At 42.2% G+C, this 21,036-nt stretch carries 19 protein-coding genes; 5 read left to right on the top strand and 14 right to left on the bottom strand.

The genetic code is table 11. The annotated features are described in order from the left end of the window. Positions 1-5: 5 nt before the first annotated feature. Positions 6-710, top strand: coding sequence for a DJ-1/PfpI family protein (locus OGI71_RS04050; RefSeq protein WP_282254026.1), 705 nt, complete (start codon positions 6-8; stop codon positions 708-710). A gap of 45 nt (positions 711-755) precedes the next feature. Here the strand turns inward: OGI71_RS04050 and OGI71_RS04045 are convergent, their stop codons facing one another. From OGI71_RS04045 to OGI71_RS04030, 4 genes are all read right to left on the bottom strand, one after another. Next, positions 756-1,607 (bottom strand): anti-sigma factor, encoded by an 852-nt coding sequence (locus OGI71_RS04045; protein ID WP_282254025.1) that lies wholly within the window; start codon positions 1,605-1,607, stop codon positions 756-758. A 2-nt stretch (positions 1,608-1,609) separates the two neighbouring features. After that, on the bottom strand, positions 1,610-2,176 hold the full coding sequence (locus tag OGI71_RS04040; RefSeq protein WP_282254024.1) for a sigma-70 family RNA polymerase sigma factor: 567 nt from the start codon (positions 2,174-2,176) through the stop codon (positions 1,610-1,612). Positions 2,177-2,325: 149 nt separating this feature from the next. Next, positions 2,326-3,513 (bottom strand): DUF1501 domain-containing protein, encoded by a 1,188-nt coding sequence (locus tag OGI71_RS04035; RefSeq protein WP_282254023.1) that lies wholly within the window; start codon positions 3,511-3,513, stop codon positions 2,326-2,328. Between the two features lie 20 nt (positions 3,514-3,533). Continuing rightward, entirely contained in the window at positions 3,534-4,910 is a 1,377-nt protein-coding gene (locus tag OGI71_RS04030) for a DUF1800 domain-containing protein (RefSeq protein WP_282254022.1), read from the bottom strand. A gap of 202 nt (positions 4,911-5,112) precedes the next feature. Between OGI71_RS04030 and OGI71_RS04025 the strand changes: the two genes are divergently transcribed. Continuing rightward, entirely contained in the window at positions 5,113-5,346 is a 234-nt protein-coding gene (locus OGI71_RS04025; RefSeq protein WP_282254021.1) for a thioredoxin family protein, read from the top strand. Positions 5,347-5,503: 157 nt separating this feature from the next. Here OGI71_RS04025 and OGI71_RS04020 read toward each other — a convergent pair whose 3' ends face one another. Beyond that, a complete protein-coding gene (locus OGI71_RS04020) occupies positions 5,504-7,675 on the bottom strand; it encodes an alpha-galactosidase (RefSeq protein WP_282254020.1) in 2,172 nt (723 codons plus the stop codon). A 288-nt stretch (positions 7,676-7,963) separates the two neighbouring features. On the opposite strand from OGI71_RS04020, the gene OGI71_RS04015 reads away from it, so the two are divergent. Beyond that, on the top strand, positions 7,964-8,155 hold the full coding sequence (locus tag OGI71_RS04015) for a hypothetical protein (protein ID WP_282254019.1): 192 nt from the start codon (positions 7,964-7,966) through the stop codon (positions 8,153-8,155). Positions 8,156-8,288: 133 nt separating this feature from the next. On the opposite strand, the gene OGI71_RS04010 is transcribed toward OGI71_RS04015, so the two are convergent. The 9 genes from OGI71_RS04010 to OGI71_RS03970 all read right to left on the bottom strand — a co-directional run bounded on the left by OGI71_RS04010 (position 8,289) and on the right by OGI71_RS03970 (position 18,945). After that, positions 8,289-8,666 carry a hypothetical protein gene (locus OGI71_RS04010; protein ID WP_282254018.1) on the bottom strand — a complete coding sequence of 126 codons (378 nt, stop codon included), beginning with the start codon at positions 8,664-8,666 and terminating at the stop codon, positions 8,289-8,291. 513 nt (positions 8,667-9,179) lie between these two features. Continuing rightward, the gene (locus OGI71_RS04005; RefSeq protein WP_282254017.1) at positions 9,180-10,010 is read right to left on the bottom strand and encodes a metallophosphoesterase; all 831 of its coding nucleotides are present in this window, start codon (positions 10,008-10,010) and stop codon (positions 9,180-9,182) included. Next, positions 10,010-11,809, bottom strand: coding sequence for a RagB/SusD family nutrient uptake outer membrane protein (locus tag OGI71_RS04000; RefSeq protein WP_282254016.1), 1,800 nt, complete (start codon positions 11,807-11,809; stop codon positions 10,010-10,012). Before OGI71_RS04000 ends, OGI71_RS04005 begins: the two co-directional genes overlap by 1 nt. Positions 11,810-11,818: 9 nt before the next feature. Further along, a complete protein-coding gene (locus OGI71_RS03995; RefSeq protein WP_282254015.1) occupies positions 11,819-15,106 on the bottom strand; it encodes a SusC/RagA family TonB-linked outer membrane protein in 3,288 nt (1,095 codons plus the stop codon). Between the two features lie 108 nt (positions 15,107-15,214). Further along, positions 15,215-16,234: a FecR domain-containing protein gene (locus OGI71_RS03990; RefSeq protein WP_282254014.1), complete on the bottom strand. Its 1,020-nt coding sequence runs from the start codon at positions 16,232-16,234 to the stop codon at positions 15,215-15,217. A 129-nt stretch (positions 16,235-16,363) separates the two neighbouring features. Next, the gene (locus tag OGI71_RS03985; RefSeq protein ID WP_282254013.1) at positions 16,364-16,963 is read right to left on the bottom strand and encodes a sigma-70 family RNA polymerase sigma factor; all 600 of its coding nucleotides are present in this window, start codon (positions 16,961-16,963) and stop codon (positions 16,364-16,366) included. A gap of 114 nt (positions 16,964-17,077) precedes the next feature. Beyond that, positions 17,078-17,320, bottom strand: a complete 243-nt coding sequence (locus tag OGI71_RS03980) for a hypothetical protein (RefSeq protein WP_282254012.1) — start codon at positions 17,318-17,320, stop codon at positions 17,078-17,080. Between the two features lie 51 nt (positions 17,321-17,371). Further along, a complete protein-coding gene (locus tag OGI71_RS03975; protein ID WP_282254011.1) occupies positions 17,372-18,433 on the bottom strand; it encodes a serine hydrolase domain-containing protein in 1,062 nt (353 codons plus the stop codon). A gap of 59 nt (positions 18,434-18,492) precedes the next feature. After that, positions 18,493-18,945: a hypothetical protein gene (locus OGI71_RS03970; protein ID WP_282254010.1), complete on the bottom strand. Its 453-nt coding sequence runs from the start codon at positions 18,943-18,945 to the stop codon at positions 18,493-18,495. A 313-nt stretch (positions 18,946-19,258) separates the two neighbouring features. Between OGI71_RS03970 and OGI71_RS03965 the strand changes: the two genes are divergently transcribed. Both OGI71_RS03965 and OGI71_RS03960 read left to right on the top strand, forming a co-directional pair. Then, on the top strand, positions 19,259-20,206 hold the full coding sequence (locus OGI71_RS03965; protein ID WP_282254009.1) for a histidine kinase: 948 nt from the start codon (positions 19,259-19,261) through the stop codon (positions 20,204-20,206). After that, positions 20,203-20,916 (top strand): LytTR family DNA-binding domain-containing protein, encoded by a 714-nt coding sequence (locus tag OGI71_RS03960; protein ID WP_282254008.1) that lies wholly within the window; start codon positions 20,203-20,205, stop codon positions 20,914-20,916. The genes OGI71_RS03965 and OGI71_RS03960 overlap by 4 nt, the downstream gene beginning before the upstream one ends. Positions 20,917-21,036: the final 120 nt, after the last annotated feature.

Below are 21,036 nucleotides of genomic sequence, written 5' to 3'. Positions count from 1 at the left end.
AAAAAATGCTGGTATTCAATCACCGGCAGGGAAAACTATGTCCCAATTTAAAGAACAACAACTTGTATATCATGATGAATTCAAACCAAAACAGCAAAAGCATGAATGTCGCATTTTTAATTTATGATCAGGTCGAAGCACTTGATCTCAATGGCCCACTGGATGTATTTATCAAGGCCAATGTTATCGCTCCCGGAAGTTATCATTGTTATACCGTCGGGAAGACCAGAGAAACCGTGCAAATGGAAGCAGCGACCATGGCAATCATCCCAACGCACAGCATAAAAACCGCTCCCCTTCCGGATATGATTGTTATTCCGGGAGCCAATCCCGATTGCGTCATGGAATACCTACAGGATAATGATTTTCAGCAAACATTAATGAAGTGGGTAAAAGATCACTATGACCGGGGCACGATTATTTTTACAGTTTGTACCGGAAGCATGCTGCTATCCAAAACCGGTATTCTGGATCATTATGAAATTACGACCCACGCCATGCTGCTGGATGCTTTAGAACAGCACAACCCGAAAAGTATCGTCAAACGTGCTGTTCGATTTGTCGATCAAAAACGCTTGATCACCACAGCTGGAATAACTGCGGGAATAGATGCTGCACTTTATCTGGTAGAGCGGCATTATGGTAAAGAATTGGCCGAAAACATTATTGAAATATTTGAATACCAGCAGAATACTTCGGACAGTAAATAAGAGGATAATGTTGAAGAAATAGAACAATGAGGGCAGTATACCTTTTTATATGCTGCCCATCACACAAAGTTCGGTGAGCGTAGGTACAGCTTTGCCCCCCTCATCTTCGAGTGTAATTGCAAAGGCTTGTGCTTTAGGAATATCAAGCATTTTGTTGGCCATCGCTTCTTTGCCATTCAATGGAAATACGCCAGCACTTACAGGCTGACCATCGACCATGGCCCACAATTGATACTGCTTGCCTTTTGGCGCAGCCGGCATCTGTTCAAGACTAAGGTATACTGCTTTTGAAGTCTGATCCCAAAATACGAGTGCGTGTAGATCAGGTTTATTTTCAACACCTTTTAGTGCAATAGTTTTCACCGCCGGATTTTGCACCAGGCTCCATTTATCCTGTAAAACAACCAATGTGGAGTTTTGCATATCTAGCGTGGCATTTGCCTGGACTAGCATCTCCTTATTCTCCTTCTGCTGTTGGTAGAAAAATAAATTTGCACCGATACTGAGTGCAAGTAATACACTTGCCGCTACCGCCCAGCCGTAATACTTACGTAGTGCGAGTGATTTAATTTCTTCTTCAGAGCCCGATATTGGGGATTGAAGAGCAGTATCGTCGGACAGTGCTTGTTCTGCTGGCAAATCAGCTATCTGGTCATCCTTAGCGACCAGGTTTTCAGCTTCAAGTCTATTCCAAATATCGTCTTTTAAGGCAACAGGCATTTGTATCGCTTGGATATCGGCCAATCCCTCGAGCGCTTTTTCGGCCTCGGCAATGGCTTGTTCCACTTCGACATTATTTTTTCGAATACAGTTCAGGATGCTTACTTCCTCTTCAGATGCGAGCCCTAAAACGTATGATTCAATAATCCCTGATGATATGTATGCTGCAATATCCAAAATTAACGAAAGTCCTTTAATAATTGTTTTAACTGTAAAAATGCAGCTTTGGTCCGTGTTTTTACGGTACCCAAAGGAACATCGAGCTGTTCAGCAATTTCCTGTTGCGTATATCCTTCATAGTAAGCCATCTCGATCAATATACGACATTCAGGCTTTAATTTATCCAAAATATTTTTGAATCCAATAAAATCTGCTTTTGCGCTCTGTTCGCTCTGGCTTTGATCTTGTTCTTCTTCTGTATTTACGATATTTGAGAGCGGTTGGTTTTTCAATTCGTTCACCACGCCCTTAGATTTTCGGTAATCCAATGCCGTGTTGCGCGCAATATTGATCATCCATGTATATAATCTGCCTTTCTCGGCGTCAAAAAGATCGACGTGTTTCCAAATTTTAACAAATACATCTTGAATCACCTCCTCGGCATGTTCAGAGGATGCTACGATACGACACACCACCCCATAGAGCGCATCCATATAGTTATCATATAGATAGCTAAAGGCTTGCTGGTTCTTTTTTTTCAGTAAAAGAATCAAGGTTTCTTCAGGAAGGTTATGTAATGGACTCAAATTTTACGTTTATAACGAATTAAAGATGTAGATAAAAAAAATAAAAAACAACGCAAGAGCTAAAAATCACGTAATAATACTTAAATCTCAATAAAAAACGTAAAAATACCTAGTGGCGATCAAGTTCCCAGTCAAGAAGTCAAACCTATTTAGATAAAATCATAAATCCCATTTTTCCAGCCCAATATTTTGGAAGAGTCCACATTTAGCCAGTTCTTGAGTAGCGTAGCATACACTTTTCTGAAATCCTCCGAATAAATCAAATCTCCCTCGTTTAGATGCTCAAGATCCGGCAAAGCATTGCGCAGTCCCTTGTGTTTTAAACCACCTGAGATAAAAAAAAGCTGATTAGCCGTTCCATGGTCTGTACCATTACTGGCATTTTGTGCTACCCTACGGCCAAATTCCGAAAAAGTCATCAGCATCACATGCTGAAAAAGCCCATTTTTCTTAAGATCACCAACAAATGCTTCTACCGCATCATTAATGGTCCGAAATAAACCCTCCTGTCGTTGTCGCTGGTTAATATGCGTATCAAAACTGCCGATCTGTAGATAGTAAACCTGTGTATTGATATCCGATTTGATCAGTGAGGCGATTGTCCTGAAATCCTTTCCCAATACCGAATCGGGATAAGCAGCTACCGTAGACTTCGCTTTGCTCTTCTCAAAGATATAGTCCGCATTGTTGATTGTCTCGCCCAATGTCTGATAGAGATAACCCACTGTTTCATCCTCATGTTGATGGTCTTCATAAAGCGACTTAAAATATTCTTCACGACTGGTTTGATAGAGTTTTTTAGGATCCTTAAAGGCAAAAGCCTTTTTCTGCTTTCCTTTGAGGGCGAGACTTAGCATATCATTGACTTCCAGCGCTTGGGTAGGATGTGTGCAGTCGTAGCAGGCTTCATCAAGATACCGTCCCAACCAGCCGGTCTCCAGATACTCATCGCTCCGGCTCGCACTCTGCCAAATATCCATGCTCCGGAAATGCGACTTATCCGGATTGGGGTAGCCGACGTTATTGAGCACGGCCAGTTCTCCATTATCAAATAGCTCTTTAAAGAAGCCTAGAGCCGGGTTAATACCTGCTTCATCCGTGAGCGGAAGTGCATTCTCGACGGCAATGGTCCGCCGCTCACGAAAATAGATATCATTGCGTCGGGGAATGATTGTATTAAGTCCATCATTTCCACCGCTCAATTGTAAAATAACCAAGACTTTCTGCTCTCTTTCCAAGGCATTTGGCAAAGTCATTGCCTTCAAAAAATTGGGCAGTAACATAGATGCTGTTGCTAGGGATCCTACTTTAAGAAATTCGCGTCTTTTGATGATCATGGTCGTATTTTTTAGCTTAGCTAACAGAGCTGATACTCGGGAATACTCATCGTTTCAATAATGGACATCCTGGTGTTTCCAGCAGCGTATTTTTCCAGTATACGCTGTTTAAAGGACGGTTTCTTTTGCAATAAGAGCTCTGTCGGCTCCCTTCCAGCAAATGCAGCTTCGATCTGTTGCCAAGCGATCGACATGTTCGGATTTTTGAAGGCTTTGGCCAGCTTCCGATTTTGCCTTAAGCCCATGTCCAGGTCGTCATCCTCCCGCGGATTGAGATCAAGTGGTCGGAGTCCGCTCCATATCTGGGGTATCTGCATCCGGAGCAAAAGGGTCGAACTGTCGATCCAAGCCTTTCCCGAGGGCCATCCAGCTACATTGGGGGGATATAATAGCATCTGTCCCAATAATTTTTGATACACAATCAGGTTTTCAGGCTTTTCGACCTTCATGGGGAGCATCCGCATAATACCCACCATAAGTTCTATCGGTGATTTTATTTTGCTACCAATATTTTTGGTTTCGTAAAACCAAGCGGAGGTAAATATGCTGTCAAGCAGCCGCTTTATGTCATACCCAGATTCATAGAATTCCTTACCCAGGCTATTTACGATTTCGTTATCTACTTGTTCATTGACCAGAAAACGATATAATTTGTCTGTAATAAATCTTGCGGTTGCCGGTTGTTCCAAAATAATATCCAGGACAGCATTTCCATCAAAATTTCCTGTTTTCCCCAAAAATGTTTTCGGACCTGGGTCATGAAACTTTTTCCTTTCTATAAATCTGGCATCCTTATCATAGGACCAGCCCGTAAATGCGCGTGCGGCCTCCCGCACATCCGCTTCAGTATAATGACTGCGTCCCATCGTGAAAAGTTCCATGACCTCCCTTGCAAAATTCTCATTCGGATGCCCTTTTTTATTCTGCTGGTTGTTGAGGAAACTGAGCATAGCCGGGGCTTTGGAAACGGCAAACAAGAGATCGCGAAAATTTCCGAGCGCATTTTTTCTAATTTCATTGAGTATGTGTACGCTGAATTTTGAATTGACTACCCGGCAGGCAAAATGTCCATGCCAGAAAAAAGCCATTTTCTCCCGCAGTTGGTCCTCGGAATGAACCATAGCTGTCAGAAAATTGAGGTTAATTTCAATATTGCGCTGCCGGTTACGCTGTTGTATCTGTTTTTTCTCCGCAGCTTTCAGTTTTGAAAGAGTTACATAATCAAAATTCACCTCATCTCTGTTAAAGTTGATCGGTTCAAATTCCCGTACAGCGGAATACACTTGCCAAACATCAGCGTTAGACTGCTGTTCGAAGGCGGCGATCTGCTGGAGGCTGATTCCAAATCCGGCACGATTCGCCAAATGCTTATTTTTAATAAATTCAGAAACCATCATATTCCCGTTTACAACTAATTAACAACTTTATTTACAAATATTTATAGCGCGAAACAAAGATTTAACAAACATTAAGGTATATTAACAAACCATCCCTCCACCAGTTATTTTCTAGATTTCTTCCTTCTGGATCAGTGGCGAGTTAAGTCTCCTAACTAAGTTTGTATTGGCAATAAAGTCATCACTTAATGATTCAATAAATATGAAAAAATCAACTTTTTATCACGCTGGCTGCCCTGTATGTGTCAGCGCAGAGCAAGACATTATTGGTCTTATCGGCGAATCCAACGTAGAAATTGTCAATATCGGTGAAGACAGATCCCGCATTGGCGAAGCTGAAAAATTAGGCGTCCAGTCAGTACCCGCACTGATTACCCCGGATGGCAATGTTTTACATATCAACTTCGGTGCATCCCTTAAAGATGTAAAAGGCTAAATTCCAGAGCTGCAAGTGGCCAATGGCTGACAGAAACAGATACTACACTTATTCTTTTGCTGGAATCTTCCCGCAGCTTCATTGTGTAATCTATGTTCTGATGGATCACCTTGGCCGCTAATGCCGCTTTGGTCAAATGGCACCTCCTCCAGAGATTCTATTCCACCGTAAACCAGCGGTAGCTCTCGGCCGGTATGGTAATGGTCATTGTCGTTCTAGCCAGATGATCTAAAGATGCTGTCTTTACGGTCTTGTCATCAAAGGTTATTTTCGCACTTCCCCCTAAGCCCGTGTAGTAAAGAGGGATCTCAATGGTCCGTGTGATTGCAGTTTTCAACGGGTTAAATAGCATACCCAATCCCTTACGCCCTTTCTCAGCTGCATTCACATGCAAAAAGCCATCCCAATCGCGGCCATCCGCACGGCGCAGATGGATCAGGTCAGCATTGAGGATCGTGCGGTATTTTTTATACCATTGGATGACATCAATCACTGTCTGCTTGGTCTGCTCCGTATCATAGAGACGGGGACCGCGGTAGCAGGCCTGCACACCAGCACCATAATATTGCATCATCAGCTGTTTATAATCCTCCTGATGCTCATGCAGCGGTTCCAATACCGCCTCTATTCCACCACCCTGATAAGCAGTTAAGGGTACAAATCCCCAGCCCATGGACGAGTTCTGTTCCCAGAGTGCATCAAAGATATTTTGCCTGTTGAGGATGCGCTGATTTTCACGGGGCAGTGAAAAGTTCACTTCCCGATACCCGATCCCTGTCTTGTTGGAACCATCCAAAAAGTACCAGTCCGGTGAATTGATATATACGCCGCGGGCATTCAGCCAATGATAGAGCTGCTTTTGCATATTAAATTGCACCCATTGGCTATCTTCAAGTCCATGATGACCGGGGTGGCTTGTTGAAGCACACTGATCACCCGGAAAAGGGCCATCATTTTCCCAGATATCAAATCCTGTTTTTTCAAAAAATGTTTTGATCCGTTGGGCATAACCTATCCCCCAGTTTGAGCCAAAACAAGGTGCATTCCCGAAAAAAGTACCACCTGTCTTTCCCGTCTTCGGGTTGATAATATCATCCGCTTCGCTGATCTTGCGCGAACTAAATAAAGAGTAGGCTCCTATTTTAATATTTTTGCGGTGCGCATAGTCTGCCAGCTTTTTCAACGCTACAAGGTTTGCGGCTGTTGTATCCTCCATATTTACATGGCTGCCAAAGCTAAGGATGAGAGCTTCGTATCCTGTGGCGGCACACTGGTCAATGGCAGTGTAGACCTGCTCGTCCTTTTTGCTTACCAGGTGCATAAAGATCGGATTGGCGGTGGTCCATGGCGCAATGGTCCTATACATCTTTCGAATGGCCAGTCCACGGCGCTCCCGATCATAACTATCCATCAGCAGTTCCCAGGAGCGGATCGAGCTAAAGCTGTCCTTTGCGGCGAGCTTGACACCTACCCCCACCGTCGGATACACCTCCATGATCGCCGGCGTTTTCAAGTCGTAATTCACCTGTGAGGTATAGGCAGAATCCGCTTTCCAGTGTAAAGACTGATCACTTAGGTGATAACGCATGGCATTATTAAACGCAAAATTACTTTCGACGTAAAGGCCATGCTGTTTTTTCATATCCTCGACCGAACCCACCACAGCACTTTCTTCTTCGACCAGCGCCAGCTTTTCATTAATCACCTGATTGATCTGCACCGTCTGATTACCGCCGTTCTGAATGGTTACCCATTTACTGATCAGCGGGATCCCATCGTAGATGGCATAATGCACTTTCACTTCGATTCCGGATAATGCTGCGGCGGCCGGAGCAGCATAGGTAAAGGTCAGGACCTTCCCTTTTCCGGCGGCCTTATGTGTAGACCACCACTTGTCCCCATTCCAGGGCAGCAGTGGATCCAGTTCACTGACCTCATGTTTGACATAACTAAAATCTTCAGGTTTTGCCGTAAATATGGGCATCCATTCCGGTCGCAGATAAGCGCGTTCCTTCTGCCCATGCACCCCACCGACATTATACCACTTGCCGTTGAGCTGCAATAGAGCCTCAGGCTGTACGGCACGAATCAGCTGCTGTCCTGTAGTTAAGTTGGTAAAATCATAGCAGAAAGCATTTGGCTTGATCCAAAAGGAGCGGCGCACGAGCCCATTGTCCAAGACAATATTCTGGCCATCGACCGCAATTTGGGATTGGTACGGTGCGGCGCCACTGATCAGCCAGTCCTGCGGTTTATTCTCCTTTTTCTGTGCGAATCCATTTTCCGCGGCTATTAACGCTAATGCAACTAAAAGTAACTTAAATCTCATGTTCTTTATTTAGGTGATTGGTGTTTCCTTTTGTTTATAAAACAGTTCAGTACCTGAAATATAGGAGATTTAATCAAATTGGAGAAAACTTAAAGTCGTGCAATCGATTGTTTAAAATTTTATAGGATATGGCTCTGCCACTGCTTAAGAGTGAAAATAAAACAGAATGACTCCCTGCCATTCCCAAATAGGATAAAATATTGGCGAGATGGCACACAATTAAAAGCGATGGTATCAGGAGATAGTCTGCAAATTCCATTCGAATTTAAGAAGCTTTAAACAATTTCGATGAAAAATATATTCCTGATCATTACCTTGCTGGTCATCACTGTTCAGCTCAAAGCACAATCGACGCAGCAATTAAAAAAACAACTACAAGAAATTATCGCTCAGAAAAATGCGACAGTCGGAATGATGAACTGCTTGAAAATACATGAAGCCCCATTCGGGACGATTATCCCAATGGGAATATCTACCTAACCCTGGATCAACTCTTACGGTATACGGTATCCCACAGTGATTATAATGCCTGCGACATCTTATTAAATCTTCTTGGCGGTACCCTTCGTTCAATGTGCCGGATCGCACCGATATAGGTCAGGCCGGAACCCGCCTATTCCAAGTAAAGTCTTGATCTTACAATACGTCTACTATCCTTAATATAGGTTTCCAAAACTAATTTTGAATGATGCAATGTGTATTTAAAAGTCCTCTTCTTTCCATTGAGATTTACATGAATGGAGTCTTTCGTTACAATGTAAGTACCATCTCCATCACCTGATTTAAATGAACCATCCGGCAGGAATTGGACCGTTTCATTTTTAATGGAATCAAGCCTGTCCCTGGATCCTTCCTGTTTTGTATAATCAAAATTAAGATGGGATATTTCCTCGGCAACGAGTTTCCACCTTTTGTGAATTGCGTTGTGTTGCTTTGTAAATGATAGCAAAACAATACTGGATAACGTAATTAAATAACCATATAATTTCATAGTAACAAAGATAACATTTCTAGCTATAGCCAATTTTGTTCGCGGCAGTTTAGTTTAAAGCGAAGCTTATCGTTTTGGTATGAGCAGGATTTGAAAGAATCCGACATCTGACTGGATAGGTCCTGCCTACCTGTCAGGATATAAATATCGAACCTGCGTTTGGCTCGACGCTGCCAATAATGTTAAATAAGAAAATCACAAGCACCCACATTATTTTTTTATTCTCTTTGAGCGCTGCATTGGCCACAGGAAAATTTTTCTGCGAAGAGACAAACCCTGCAACAGGTGAGATTCCTTGGTAACCCACTATTCACCGTACAAAATTGCAGTCAAAAGATAACAGGTTGAAATTGTCCGATTCCGTACGAAAAACTTTTGGAATCGGACATCTTCACATCCACTACAATCAAAAACAATCTGACTATAAGGAGTTCTTATATTTGGCGAACGAATTAACTTTTGATGTAAAAACCAAACCTTTTGCTAAAAAACCGTATCAGGCAGAATATCAGTTTATTTCACATAGTTCCAGCTGAAGTCTTTTCCATTCACATCCACTTCAAGATGGCCTGGTACAGTCCCCTCGAAACTTCCGCTCCACCAATTTCCTGACACTGCTCCTGCTGTTATAAACTGAACACCTTTGACTTTAATTTCTTCATACAAATGCATATGGCCCTGCAGCACCAGCTTGAGGCTATGCTCTTTAAAAAGGTCAAATATCTGCTTCTGATTGATAAAGGTATCCGCGGCGGTATAACGGCCCTCCAACACCGGATAGTAGACCGATAAAAAGGGGACATGAGAAATAATCACCAGCGGCTGATCTTTTGCTGTATTCTTCAGGACATCCTGCAACCAAGCCAACTGTTTTTCACCAACGACGTAATGGTTATCCTTGGTTTCGACACTATTTAATACGATAAATTTCCAACCTTTATGATCAAAGCTGTAATAGGTCTGACCAAAAGTCTTTTCAAAGAGCTCAAAGTCATTTTTGCCATTCCGCAGATCCCGCGGTAATCTGTCGTGATTGCCGATTGCCATGTGGTAAGGCTTTTTTACACGGTCAAAAAGGCTTTTCAACTGCTTGAGCCGTTGCTCACCACCCGATAGATCAGCGGGTTTTAAATTGTCAATATCGACATTATCGCCGCCGCTCAGGATCAGCTCGACCTTTGGCGACAAGGACTTTAAGCGTTGGTCCACCTGACCAAGTGTCGAATCGCTATGGACATGCATATCGGTTAAAAATGCAAACTTAAATTCCTGTGCATGTACCGTTTCGAAGCTCAAGAATGCTACGAAAAGGAAATATAAAGTACGTGTTATTGAACTGTTCATTACCATCCAAATATTTGTTTAAGATTATCATTTAAAAGGATCTCCCCTTGTGGTATAGGGCGATAATAGAATTTAGGCACCTCAAAAGTCCCTGTATTTTCGATGGTTTCAACGGTACCGCTATTTCCATCCGAAAGGAAGACACCTACATCTTGCCCAAAACGTCCTACACGATAATATTGCAATTCCCTTCCAAGGCTATTTTTCTCTTTGACAGCTGGAATAGTTCCGGAGGATGCCAGCAACACGATATCTGGAATACCATCACCTGTCATATCATGCTGTCCCAATCCAGCGAAGTAGATACCCTCCCGTTTATTTTTCAATAACTCACCGACATTCCAACGCATCAGATCAGTGAAACGGAATCCCTCGAAAGCAAGTTCGACCCGACGTTCCCGTCTGATTTCCAAGACCAGATTACGCTGGCTGCTTTCGACATTGGCGTAGCGCGTTGCCATAACGGGATCTATAGCCACATTGAGGGCCATATCCGGCATTCCTGCACGTTTGCGTAACAGATTGATGCTACGGTCCAGATCAGCCTGTGTCAGCTGTCCCAGCTCGGCTTTCGCTTCGGCAAAATTCAATAAGACTTCGGCATAACGGTACAAGGGAATATCCAGGTTGTTGCGCGCTTCCAGGCTTAATATATTTTGAAATCCCTTGATCTGATGGTAGCCCGAAAAGTTTTTCGCCAGCTGTTGCACATATAGACCCGCACCCTGTGCATAGGTATGCGAGTAGATCAGTTCCCATCCTGGGTAGGCATAGGTCTGCGCCAGACGGGGATCACGGTTTTGGAATTCCTTGACAAAGGTATTCTTGTCATATCCAGCTTGCGCAGAATAAAATGACCCATCTTTCATTAAATAAGCCTGAACCAGATCACGTAACGGATAATATTCATAATTGCCGAACATCCCAGGCCAAGAATCCGCATTCAGTACATTGTTGGCATAAAAGCGGCCAAGTACCACCTCTTTGTTGTTTTCCAGGTTTTCACTAAAGAATAATGTTCCATAATCCTGACTGGGTTTACCGGTAGTGTAAATGGAAAAACTACCTTCACGCATAATCTGATCACTCAGTTCATGTGCTTTGGTCAAAAAGGTATTGGCAGAGGTTTTCAGTTCAAGTTCATTATGGTATTTGCGATATGTTCCTTCATATAACGCAAAGCGGCTATACTCCTGCAAGACAACCCATTTGTTGACCTTTCCTAATTTGATTAGAGGTTGTACATTTTGTGCTGCAAATTCAAAGTCTTCCATAATTTTCTGGACGATGGTAGCCCGAGGGTCACGTTTGGCAAACAGATAATCTGTATCACCGACCTCCAAAGCTTTTTCTACCCAGGGCACATCCGAAAAACGCTGCACTTTCTCAGCGTAAAACCGTGCCCTAAAATACCGTCCTAATCCCTCATAGTGCGCCTTTTCGCTGGCACTGATGCTCGCCTTTCCCATATGCTGCAGGAAGAAATTTATTTTGCGGAGCTGTTTCCATTCCCAGCCGCCAGCGATTGTCGCCGCGGAGGCATTTCCAGCCATAATGGTTTTGATCTCCGTATTGCCCGTCGTGCTTGCATTGTCGGTGGTAGCATCTGCCTGATAGATGCCCAATCCTGAAAAATCATACAAACCGTTGATATACAAGTCTAAATCGGTCGCTGTATTAAAGAAATTTTCATTGTTGATCGCAGTCTCGGGAACACGATCCAAATAGCTGTCGTTACAACTTCCAAGTAGGAAAAGTCCCGAACATACAAAGGCTAATTTTATATATTTATGTATCATGATAAGCAATTAAAATGTGACTTGAACACCAGCAGAAAAACTCCGTTGGAATGGATATGTCAGCCCGTTGCCCACGCGTTCAGGCTTCTCTCCAGGATTGGTATAGGTATTTTCGTTTAACGTCTCCGGATCAAAATAGCGTTTCACAGCCGACCATTCGAGGATATTTTCACCACTCAGATAGACGCGGAGGTTACTGATCTTGGCGCGGGAAGTAATTGATTTGGGCAAGGTATACCCGATGGTCAGGTTTTTCAAACGCAGATAAGCCGCATTTAATAGATAATTGGTCTGGGGAATGGCCAATCCCTGTGCCTGATCAATGCGGGTACCTAAATTACGGTCGGCAAGCCAAGATTGTAAGATGGGATAGGCTGCATCGAGATTTTGATCCGCAAGTCCCAGATTTAGGTAAGCTTGTGAATGGCGGGCACGTTCGGCCTCTGAGTCTCCCTCTGGACGATAAAAATCCAACAAATGTCCATAGAAGTTTCCATAAGGCTGTTGGTAAGTGCCCCAATACAGGTAATCCAAGGGGTAATAATCGCGTTTACCGACTCCCTGAAAGAATGCGCGTAGGTCAAAACCTTTCCAATCTGCAGAAAGGTCAATACCAAACTGATAACGCGGAGTGGAGTTGCCGATAATTTTAAGATCTTTGGTATCCCCCAGTGTATATCCCTTTTCAATCTTACCGTTACCATCTTGGTCTATATAAGTAGGCCAGCCCGGTACGATGGACAATGCCCCCCAAGGGATGATGGAAGTCTGGTCCAACTTGGCGATTTCGGCCACATCTTTGAAAAGACCATTGCTTTGCAAACCCCAAATCTCCCCCATTTGCATGCCTTCATAATATTGTAATATGCTCTTATTGGGGTTGTCAAAACGTGTAATTTTGGATTGTGAATCCGAAAGCAACAATTTGGCATTAAAGTGCAATGGGGCATTAGCCAATTCGAAATGATCCTGAAAATTCACAGTCAATTCCCAGCCATTTGTCTTTAGATCGGCCGCATTCTCTTTTGGTTCATCCGCACCTAATATATTGGGGAGATCCCTACCCAGGGTCAACATACCCAGGGTACGTCTGGAATAATAATCAAAACTGGCCGACAGTTTATTTTTGAGAACAGCGACATCCAGGCCAACGTTCACCGTATTGACCTTCTCCCAGGTATAATTAGGGGAGACCAACGAAGGCACATCAATAAAGATACCGCGTTCACTTCCAAACAAGTAATCCGAATCCTTTTTTTCCATCGAAGGGAGATAGCCATAGTTAGCGACAGACTGATTCCCCAGTTGACCATAGGAAGCTCTCAACTTCAATAAATCCAGGCCTGAAATGGAAGACATAAAATTTTCACGATCTAAACGCCAGGCAACGGATCCCGAAGGGAAAAAGCCAAAACGTTTGTTCTTGGGAAAACGCGAAGAACCATCGTAGCGTCCATTGAATTCGACGATATACTTATCGTCATAGGTGTAGTTCAACCGATAGAACGCACCGCGCAGGGCATAGGTATCAATAGCTTCGCCCATTTTCATCGTTCCGGTCGCAAATTGAATCGTCGGAAAGGATTCCGAAATCAAACCTGCACGTTCGGCAGTGATGACTTCATACCGATAATCTTCCTGGTTGAATCCCAGTACCGCATTGACCTGATGCTTGTTAAAAGACTGCAGATAGGTACCATATATATTGTATACGTTATAATAGGAAAACCCAGCTTCACGATAAGCCCCCGTCGTTCCCTCTTTGCGGATGTCATCCGGTCCGTAACCGATCTGATACTGCTTGGTGTACCAATTTCGGTTCAACGAGTTACGCTGAAAGGTATAATCGGCATTTACTTTGAATTTATTTCCAAAAAAGCGAAGTTCAGTATTAAAGGTCGATTGCACATCCAGATGTTTCCGATCACTCTTTCCACCGTCAACCATCCGTGCTGCAATAACACCTGCCGAAGAGTTGGCCCAGGTGCCATCCGGATTCTTATCAAAAGAAGTTGGAAAAATATTATAAATATCCGCTAGACTCATCTGCGAAGGGGCCAGCCGACGTATACTTCCGATGACCGTGTTGTTGCCGAATGAAATAAAATCAGAAAGTCTATAGTTCACTTTCGACCGTAAGTTGTAACGGTCAAAATAGTCCGCCGTCAGTTTAACGGGCGAATTCTGCCGATTGTAGCTCCCGCTGATATAGTACTGTACTTTTTCATTTGAGCCCGAGATAGACAAGTCATGCGTATTGGTCGCGTTCCAGTCCGACAAGAAATAACGCGTCCAATCCCGGTTGCCCATATATTCCCAGGCTTTTGGATCAGATGGGTTGATGCGCACACCGGCGATCGAGGGGTTATCCGAGCGTTCTTTGGCATATTGATAAAATTGATCCGAATAATTGACATTGTCCCAAGGGGTATTATCCGTAGAAGTTTCCAATAACCTTGAAAACACATAGGGATCTGTTATTTTATCGGGCATTACGGTGGGGGTATTCCATGTAAAGTTATTGGAATAGCTCACCTTTACATCACCTTTTCCTATTTTGGTCGTGATGATCAGGACACCGAAAGACGCGCGGGCCCCATAGATTGCCGCAGCGGAAGCATCTTTGATGACTGTAAATGATTCAATATCCTGTGGTGCAATCCGGATTAATTCGGCTGCCGAAATAGGTACGTTGTCAACCAGAATCAAGGGATCTCCCCCATTGATTGAGGTTATACCACGGATATTGATTTTGGGTGCTACCCCCGGTTCGCCCGAATTGAATTGGATGTTCAAGTTGGGCGAGATTCCCTGGAGCCCCTGTGCCGCATTTGAAATTGGGCGACTGGCAAGTACCTCGCCACTGATTTGGTCCACAGCCCCCGATAGATTGGTCTTTTTCTGTGTACCATAGCCCACGACGACAACTTCGTCTATCTGATTTGCGTCGCTCAACTGAAAGACTACACTCGAGCGCTTTCCCGCAGTGACGATGAACTGGCATTCTTCTTTGCCTTGCAGCCCCGTATAGCTAACTGCGATACAGTAATTGCTGTCTACAGGCAGATCGTTGAACATTGCCTTTCCCTGCTGATCAGCCTGACCCGAACGTTTGAAGTTACTCAGTTTGTTCTTCACCGTGACGGTTGCATTGGCCAAGCCTTTCGACTTTTCGTCCTGCACGATGACAACAAGCTCTCCCTGCTGTTGCGCAAAGCCCTTGTGACCAAAAGCAATTGCCAAAAGCAATAATAAAGCCCCTTTGGCTGGGCTTGTCTTTGTTAAAGATAGTTGCATATTTTTCATTAATAATGGTACATAGTTTTCCCAGGCTCCCCTATTTCGGGGTGCTTATCATTGAATTTTTATTGATTTTTATTGATTTTTATTGATTTTTATTGATTTTTATTGACTGTTCTTTACGATCGTATAGGTATTTGTTTCGGAATTAAACTTGAGTTCCAGATCATTTGCAAGGCAGATGGTCTGTAGAATTTGCGCAACATCATTTTCGTGTGTATAGGTACCATATAATGATAATCCAGACACTTCATCTGCAGTAAAGACAATGGTTGTCTGGTAGAACGACGCAATGGCGGGCAACACTTCCGTGAGGGGTCTGTGTTGAAATACCAATGCGATCGGAACCGCCATTTCCACTGGTTTTTCAGCTGCCGAAAGCTGTTCTTTTTTCAGGTCTACAGGCCTTTCCTTCCAGGTTTGCCCTGGCGTCAAATATGCGAGCAGCCTTTCTTTCCCATCTTTGCCACGTTCTTTAATGGAAACTCTTCCTGTGATCAGGCGCACCCTGGGTTTGGCATTTTTCGTATCCTGTGTAACCCAGAATGAGGTTCCCAATGCCGTCGTCAGAATATTGCTTGCCAGAACGGTAAATGGGCGGGTTTTATCATGCGCCACTTCAAAAAAAGCCTTTCCCTGCAATTGAATCGCACGCTGCTCCTTTGGGAAAGGTTGCGGCCAGCTCATTGTAGAATTTGCTAAAAGACGCACTTTACTACCATCTTCCAATAAAATCATACTATCCTGCACTACCGTACATGTCTTCTTTATGGACTTAGGCAAACTTTTCGCGACACTAACGGAGCCCTTTTGCTCTGATTCTCCAGTGGAGTTCCCTTCCAGCAGAAACCATGAAAACGAAAAACAAAAAAGAACAAACGCCGCAATTTTACACAGAAACAGCCAAGAGGGATGCTGAATTTTCACAGTCGCCTCAGTGGACAATAGGCGTGCATCAATCTTTTCTTTCATCTGACGACTTGCCCCTTCCAGCTCGAAGCTATCCCCTTTAGTCACATCAAGCTCCTGCAGCCATTTTGTTAAATGCTCACGCTCGAGATCGGTTAGCTGTCCTGATGAATACTTCTGAATTAATTTTTCCAGTTCTCTTTTTCTTTCTTGCATACATCCTATAGTTGCTACAATAGGCCGATCGTACCATCCCAAACGTATTAAGTTTATGTAAAGTTTATTTTAAAAAAACAGGTGCATTTTACGCGAACTTTTTTCTCCAAAAAAGATGTACTATTTTTGCTAAAAGAAGAGTAGAAAAGATAATGACAAAAAAACCGTTGGATTCAGCTGCCGCTGTTGCATGTGCTGGCGCACAAGATTCAAGGCTTTACTCAATTGGTTTTTTACGGTCTGAAGCGAAATGCCCAATTGTTCCGCAATCTCGTGGTTACTGAGGCTACGTTGATATTTCAGGTTAAAAACGATCCGCATCCGGTCGGGCATCTCCACCACAGACTGTTCGATCGCAACCAATACATCTGTATAGTTTTCTTCATAGCCATCAATCGGAAAAACATCTTGTAAACCATCCTGTATCATTAAGCTATATTGCTCAATATGTTTCTCCTGTACACCTTTCTTTCTGAAATACTGGAAAAGCTTATGGTATAGGGCTGAAACAAGATAGGCTCGCAATGTGCTATGGATATCGATCATGTACCGTCTTTGCCAGAGGTCCACAAAGAGATCCTGAACAAGATCCATGGCCAGGTCCACATCGTCCAGCTTCCTCACTGCAATTTGGAGAAGAGCGCTCCAATGATGCGCATAAATCTCATCAAAAGCACTGTAATCTGCATCTTTTAGACGTTGTAACAGTACGGCGTCTATGGTTTTCACAAGCATACTTTTTAGATCCAATAATTCTTCGTCTGCCGTAAAGATCAGGGTTTAATACAAATACAGCATTAAGGCCAGGTAAAGAATATATTAACAACAGATTTTGTTTATTACTCAACCGTATCGTTGGCACTGACCTTGTACAGTGCTTGTGGGACCTGTAGTCCTTTTCCCCAGGCGTAGATCTACGCGTGCAGCTAAAATCCGCCCGAATTCTTTTTCTTCTTTCGCATAGTTTACTGGTTTTTGGCCAGCCATCAGATGCGAACTTTCCAACATATAATTTACTGTGGCCTTTTCATCATCCCAATTTACATGTGTTGCTTTGAGCTGAAAGTCGATCACCTTCTTATCCATTTCAGGAACTTTGGGATCAGGTGTATCCCATGGAATAGTAGACGTTAGTTACTATTTTACGAGACTGCTATTCATTACAATCTGTCTTATATTTTTTTCAAAAAAGTAAACGATATCCGTATTTCTATCATAAGTGTTTTCCAAGATGATTAAATTCAGTTTTTTAGCGGGTACATAAATCTTAAGACTTACAAAGCCTAATCCCCTTCCCCCGTGTCCAATATATTTTATTGGTTCTTCCTCATTAATGTTCACTCCATATCCGTATTTCGATTTTTTTTCACTAAAGGTAAAATCAGGATCAATGTTTGTCGAATTTACCATAGCAACATAAGATTTTGTTTTCAGTATTTTGCCATTATGAAGTTTTGTATCCCAAAGGTTTAAATCAGTCACATTGGAGATAATGCCTCCGGTCGGTATGAAATTTGACCAGGATTCATTGGTAAAATTCAAGGTTTTAAAATCTACGAAACTAATGGAGTCTTTTGATCGCACATATCCATTGATAAGCCCCTGGTTGCTTTTGCCTATTTCATAGCAGTAAGTATTTTTCATTTTTAACTCCTTAAATAAACTATTTGCTACGTCTACATATTTTCTTCCAGTAGTGCTTTCAATCAATCGGCCCAATAATCCATAAGCAGGATTGCTATAGTAAAAACCTGTGCCCGGTTTAAACGCCAATGGCTTGTCGAGACTCACAATACCTGCTGACATATTCAGTAACTGATGTACCGTAACTGTATCGGCCCACTGTTGTTTTAGGTCAGTCAGATAGGTTCCGATTGGTTTGTCTAAACTTATATTACCCTTTTCAACCTCTTTTAAAATTAAAACTGCTGTGATTTGTTTGCTATTCGACTGAATTCTGAAATTGTCTTCTAAGCTTATTGGCACCTTGCGCTCCATATTGGAATATCCAAATGCTTTCGCGTATTTTGTATTTCCATTTTCTGTAATCAGAATAACGCCATTAAAAGTTCGTGGGTTTGCAGTTTGAATTAAACTGTCAATTTTGGAAGAATAGTCGTCTATTCGTTGACCATAAACACTAGAACTAAGAAATAGTGTCGCGAAAAAAAAGGCCAAAAAATTAATTGTTAGTTTCATCGTTTTTTTATTTATTTAGGATAGGCTATATTATTGTCTCTATGGTTTTTTTTACAAAACTAATTTACACACAGTTTCGAAAGTCCAGCTTTACATGTGTGTTCTGTATTTTGAAATACTATACTGCGCAATATATTACATGAAACAATTGGAAGCAGACTGATGTAGTCGGCCAATAATCGTTTGGGGTATTCAATCGCATTGGCAGCCTGTGCTGCAATATTGGTGGTATTGATGCTAACAATTCTTAAAATACGCTTTTGTTTATTGTCAGGCCCTATTCCTTTGATAGGATCTTCTAATTCCCCTATCGTAGATTGTCCCTCGCTCGTATAACATCGATCTACGTGTATCTCCAAAGCAAATCTAAGCATGACGGAATCCCAGTTGTCCTGTTCGTCCAATGTATCGGGGATTTCCTGCTGATCGACAACAATTTGTGCGGATAGGGAAAACTGTTCGGATAATCTCCCGAACACAAAAACAAAAAGACATAAAGCGAGCGTTTTCATAAACTGTCATTATATTACAGCAACAAATATAAATCGAACAGCATGTGGTTGTATCGGTGATTCAACACATAGAGCAATACTTTTAACAGGCTGTATAATTCATGCCACAGGATGATCTGTTGACTCAAATTACCTTTTTGCTGAATAAGTAATACTGTTTATTGAAATACCGCCAATATTAGCTCGGATCTCTTTTGAGATCGGTCTGATATCACTATTTTTAGACACTTATATCTACAGATCAGATATGTTCAACAGAAATATTTTTTTTTGGTACCAACTATCGGGATGGTTCATTGTTTATATACTATTCATGCTATATACCTATCTACGCATAGGTGATGCAGTTTATGCTGTGGCAATCGCTACCGTAGCTTTCCTTTGCTTTGCGACCATTGTGTACACTTACACCTTATTTTTATACCCTAAATTGTACAATGCAAATAAAGTATCGTTTTCCATCACATTGCTGCTCACTTTTGCGCTGGTATCATTCAGCAGAATATTGGTAGAAACGCACTTTGTTGCTCGACTTTTTAGTGGTAATTCTTTTTTTAACAGCAGTACGGCTCATATTTCTTATGTCCTGGTGACCAATTTCATTTCTCTGGTGCTGGCGGTCTTACTCAAACATGTTTCTATGTCCTTCATCATCATGAAAAAACAGAAAGAGATGGAAAGAAAACAGCTGATCACTGAAATGAAATTGTTGAAAGCCCAATTGCAGCCACACTTCCTCTTTAATTCACTGAATAATATTTATTATGAAACCTACAGGGAAAGTCCAAAAGCAGCGTTGCTCATCGAGAAACTTTCACAGATTATGCGTTTCTTTTTAGAAATCAACATGAAGGAGAAAATCCCAATAGAAACAGAGATTTTGTTTATAAAGAACATCATCGATCTGGAACAGGTACGTTGCTATAATCCGATCGCTATTGAAATAAATAGTAATGAAGAGGCTGGAATATTTGTACCACCCATGCTGATGGTTCCTCTAGTTGAAAATGCGCTCAAACATGGCATAGACAAAACAAGCCCTGATAACTATATATTTATTGAAATACAGATAACAGCACAGCACATTTCTTTTCTTATCAGAAACAGACTTCATCCTGATCCCTATAAAGTTAATCAATCAGGAACAGGGCTAAAAAATCTGGAAGAAAGATTGACGCTGTTTTATGCAGATAATTATAAATTATATAGCTCCCAGAAAGGGAGCGAGTTTATCGCAACCTTAATGATCCCGAAAACATGAAAATAAAATGCGTAATAGTAGATGATGAGCCTAATGCAGCCAAGCTTTTGGAAGATTATGTCAGCCGGATTCCATTTCTGGAACTTTGTGGTGTTTATTTTGAAAGTGAAAAAGCGCTCCTAAATATCGGTCACAACAATATTGATCTTATTTTTCTGGACATTAATCTACCGGGACTCAATGGACTGGAACTGGCAAGTATGCTCCCTCCGAATACTAAAATTATTTTTACCACTGCTTACTCTGAATATGCGGTTGATAGCTATGAAAAAAATGCGGTTGATTATCTCTTAAAACCCATCTCATTCAACAGGTTTCTTTCAGCCATTACAAAAGTGAAGGATCAGTTTGCACAGCCGGATTCCAGTGTTCCCACGCTTCAATCCGAAGATCAACAGGATTCATTTTTTATAAAAATAGGCTATGAAACAGTGAAAATCAATTTTCGTGATCTGAAGTATATTGAAGGTTCCAGAGAATATGTATTCTTGCACACCATCCAGGGAAAGCAGATGTGCTATAAAAGAATGAAGGAACTTGCCGAACGCCTGCCGGAGTCCTTTGTAAGAGTGCATCATTCTTTTATTGTCAACATCAATCATATCAGCAAAATCGATGCACTACACATCTTTATCCAGGAAGACAAGATCCCTATCGGGACAACTTACAAGGATATTTTTGCTGGTATTATTAAAAATAGATCCATTTAGTATAACAACAGTACCTTGTTTGCTGTGAAAACGGAAATGGAAACTGTCAATAAACAGGGGCTGGAACTATTGAAAAAAGCATCCGAAGAATAGAAACAATTTGTTTAAGTATATAGCCGA

Source organism: Sphingobacterium sp. ML3W (assembly GCF_029542085.1).
In the GTDB taxonomy this organism is placed as follows: domain Bacteria; phylum Bacteroidota; class Bacteroidia; order Sphingobacteriales; family Sphingobacteriaceae; genus Sphingobacterium.
Note: the sequence above shows the minus strand (reverse complement) of the source record. Positions and strands in the feature narration are given on the sequence as shown.

Excerpts from the sequence above, each read along its gene's own strand:
- OGI71_RS04050 (WP_282254026.1), top strand. The coding sequence starts at position 6 with ATGCTGGTATTCAATCACCGGCAGGGAAAACTATGTCCCAATTTAAAG.
- OGI71_RS04035 (WP_282254023.1), bottom strand. The coding sequence starts at position 3,513 with ATGATCATCAAAAGACGCGAATTTCTTAAAGTAGGATCCCTAGCAACA.
- OGI71_RS04030 (WP_282254022.1), bottom strand. The coding sequence starts at position 4,910 with ATGATGGTTTCTGAATTTATTAAAAATAAGCATTTGGCGAATCGTGCC.
- OGI71_RS04025 (WP_282254021.1), top strand. The coding sequence starts at position 5,113 with ATGAAAAAATCAACTTTTTATCACGCTGGCTGCCCTGTATGTGTCAGC.
- OGI71_RS04020 (WP_282254020.1), bottom strand. The coding sequence starts at position 7,675 with ATGAGATTTAAGTTACTTTTAGTTGCATTAGCGTTAATAGCCGCGGAA.
- OGI71_RS04015 (WP_282254019.1), top strand. The coding sequence starts at position 7,964 with ATGAAAAATATATTCCTGATCATTACCTTGCTGGTCATCACTGTTCAG.
- OGI71_RS04010 (WP_282254018.1), bottom strand. The coding sequence starts at position 8,666 with ATGAAATTATATGGTTATTTAATTACGTTATCCAGTATTGTTTTGCTA.
- OGI71_RS04005 (WP_282254017.1), bottom strand. The coding sequence starts at position 10,010 with ATGAACAGTTCAATAACACGTACTTTATATTTCCTTTTCGTAGCATTC.
- OGI71_RS04000 (WP_282254016.1), bottom strand. The coding sequence starts at position 11,809 with ATGATACATAAATATATAAAATTAGCCTTTGTATGTTCGGGACTTTTC.
- OGI71_RS03995 (WP_282254015.1), bottom strand. The coding sequence starts at position 15,106 with ATGCAACTATCTTTAACAAAGACAAGCCCAGCCAAAGGGGCTTTATTA.
- OGI71_RS03990 (WP_282254014.1), bottom strand. The coding sequence starts at position 16,234 with ATGCAAGAAAGAAAAAGAGAACTGGAAAAATTAATTCAGAAGTATTCA.
- OGI71_RS03980 (WP_282254012.1), bottom strand. The coding sequence starts at position 17,320 with ATGGATAAGAAGGTGATCGACTTTCAGCTCAAAGCAACACATGTAAAT.
- OGI71_RS03975 (WP_282254011.1), bottom strand. The coding sequence starts at position 18,433 with ATGAAACTAACAATTAATTTTTTGGCCTTTTTTTTCGCGACACTATTT.
- OGI71_RS03970 (WP_282254010.1), bottom strand. The coding sequence starts at position 18,945 with ATGAAAACGCTCGCTTTATGTCTTTTTGTTTTTGTGTTCGGGAGATTA.
- OGI71_RS03965 (WP_282254009.1), top strand. The coding sequence starts at position 19,259 with ATGCTATATACCTATCTACGCATAGGTGATGCAGTTTATGCTGTGGCA.
- OGI71_RS03960 (WP_282254008.1), top strand. The coding sequence starts at position 20,203 with ATGAAAATAAAATGCGTAATAGTAGATGATGAGCCTAATGCAGCCAAG.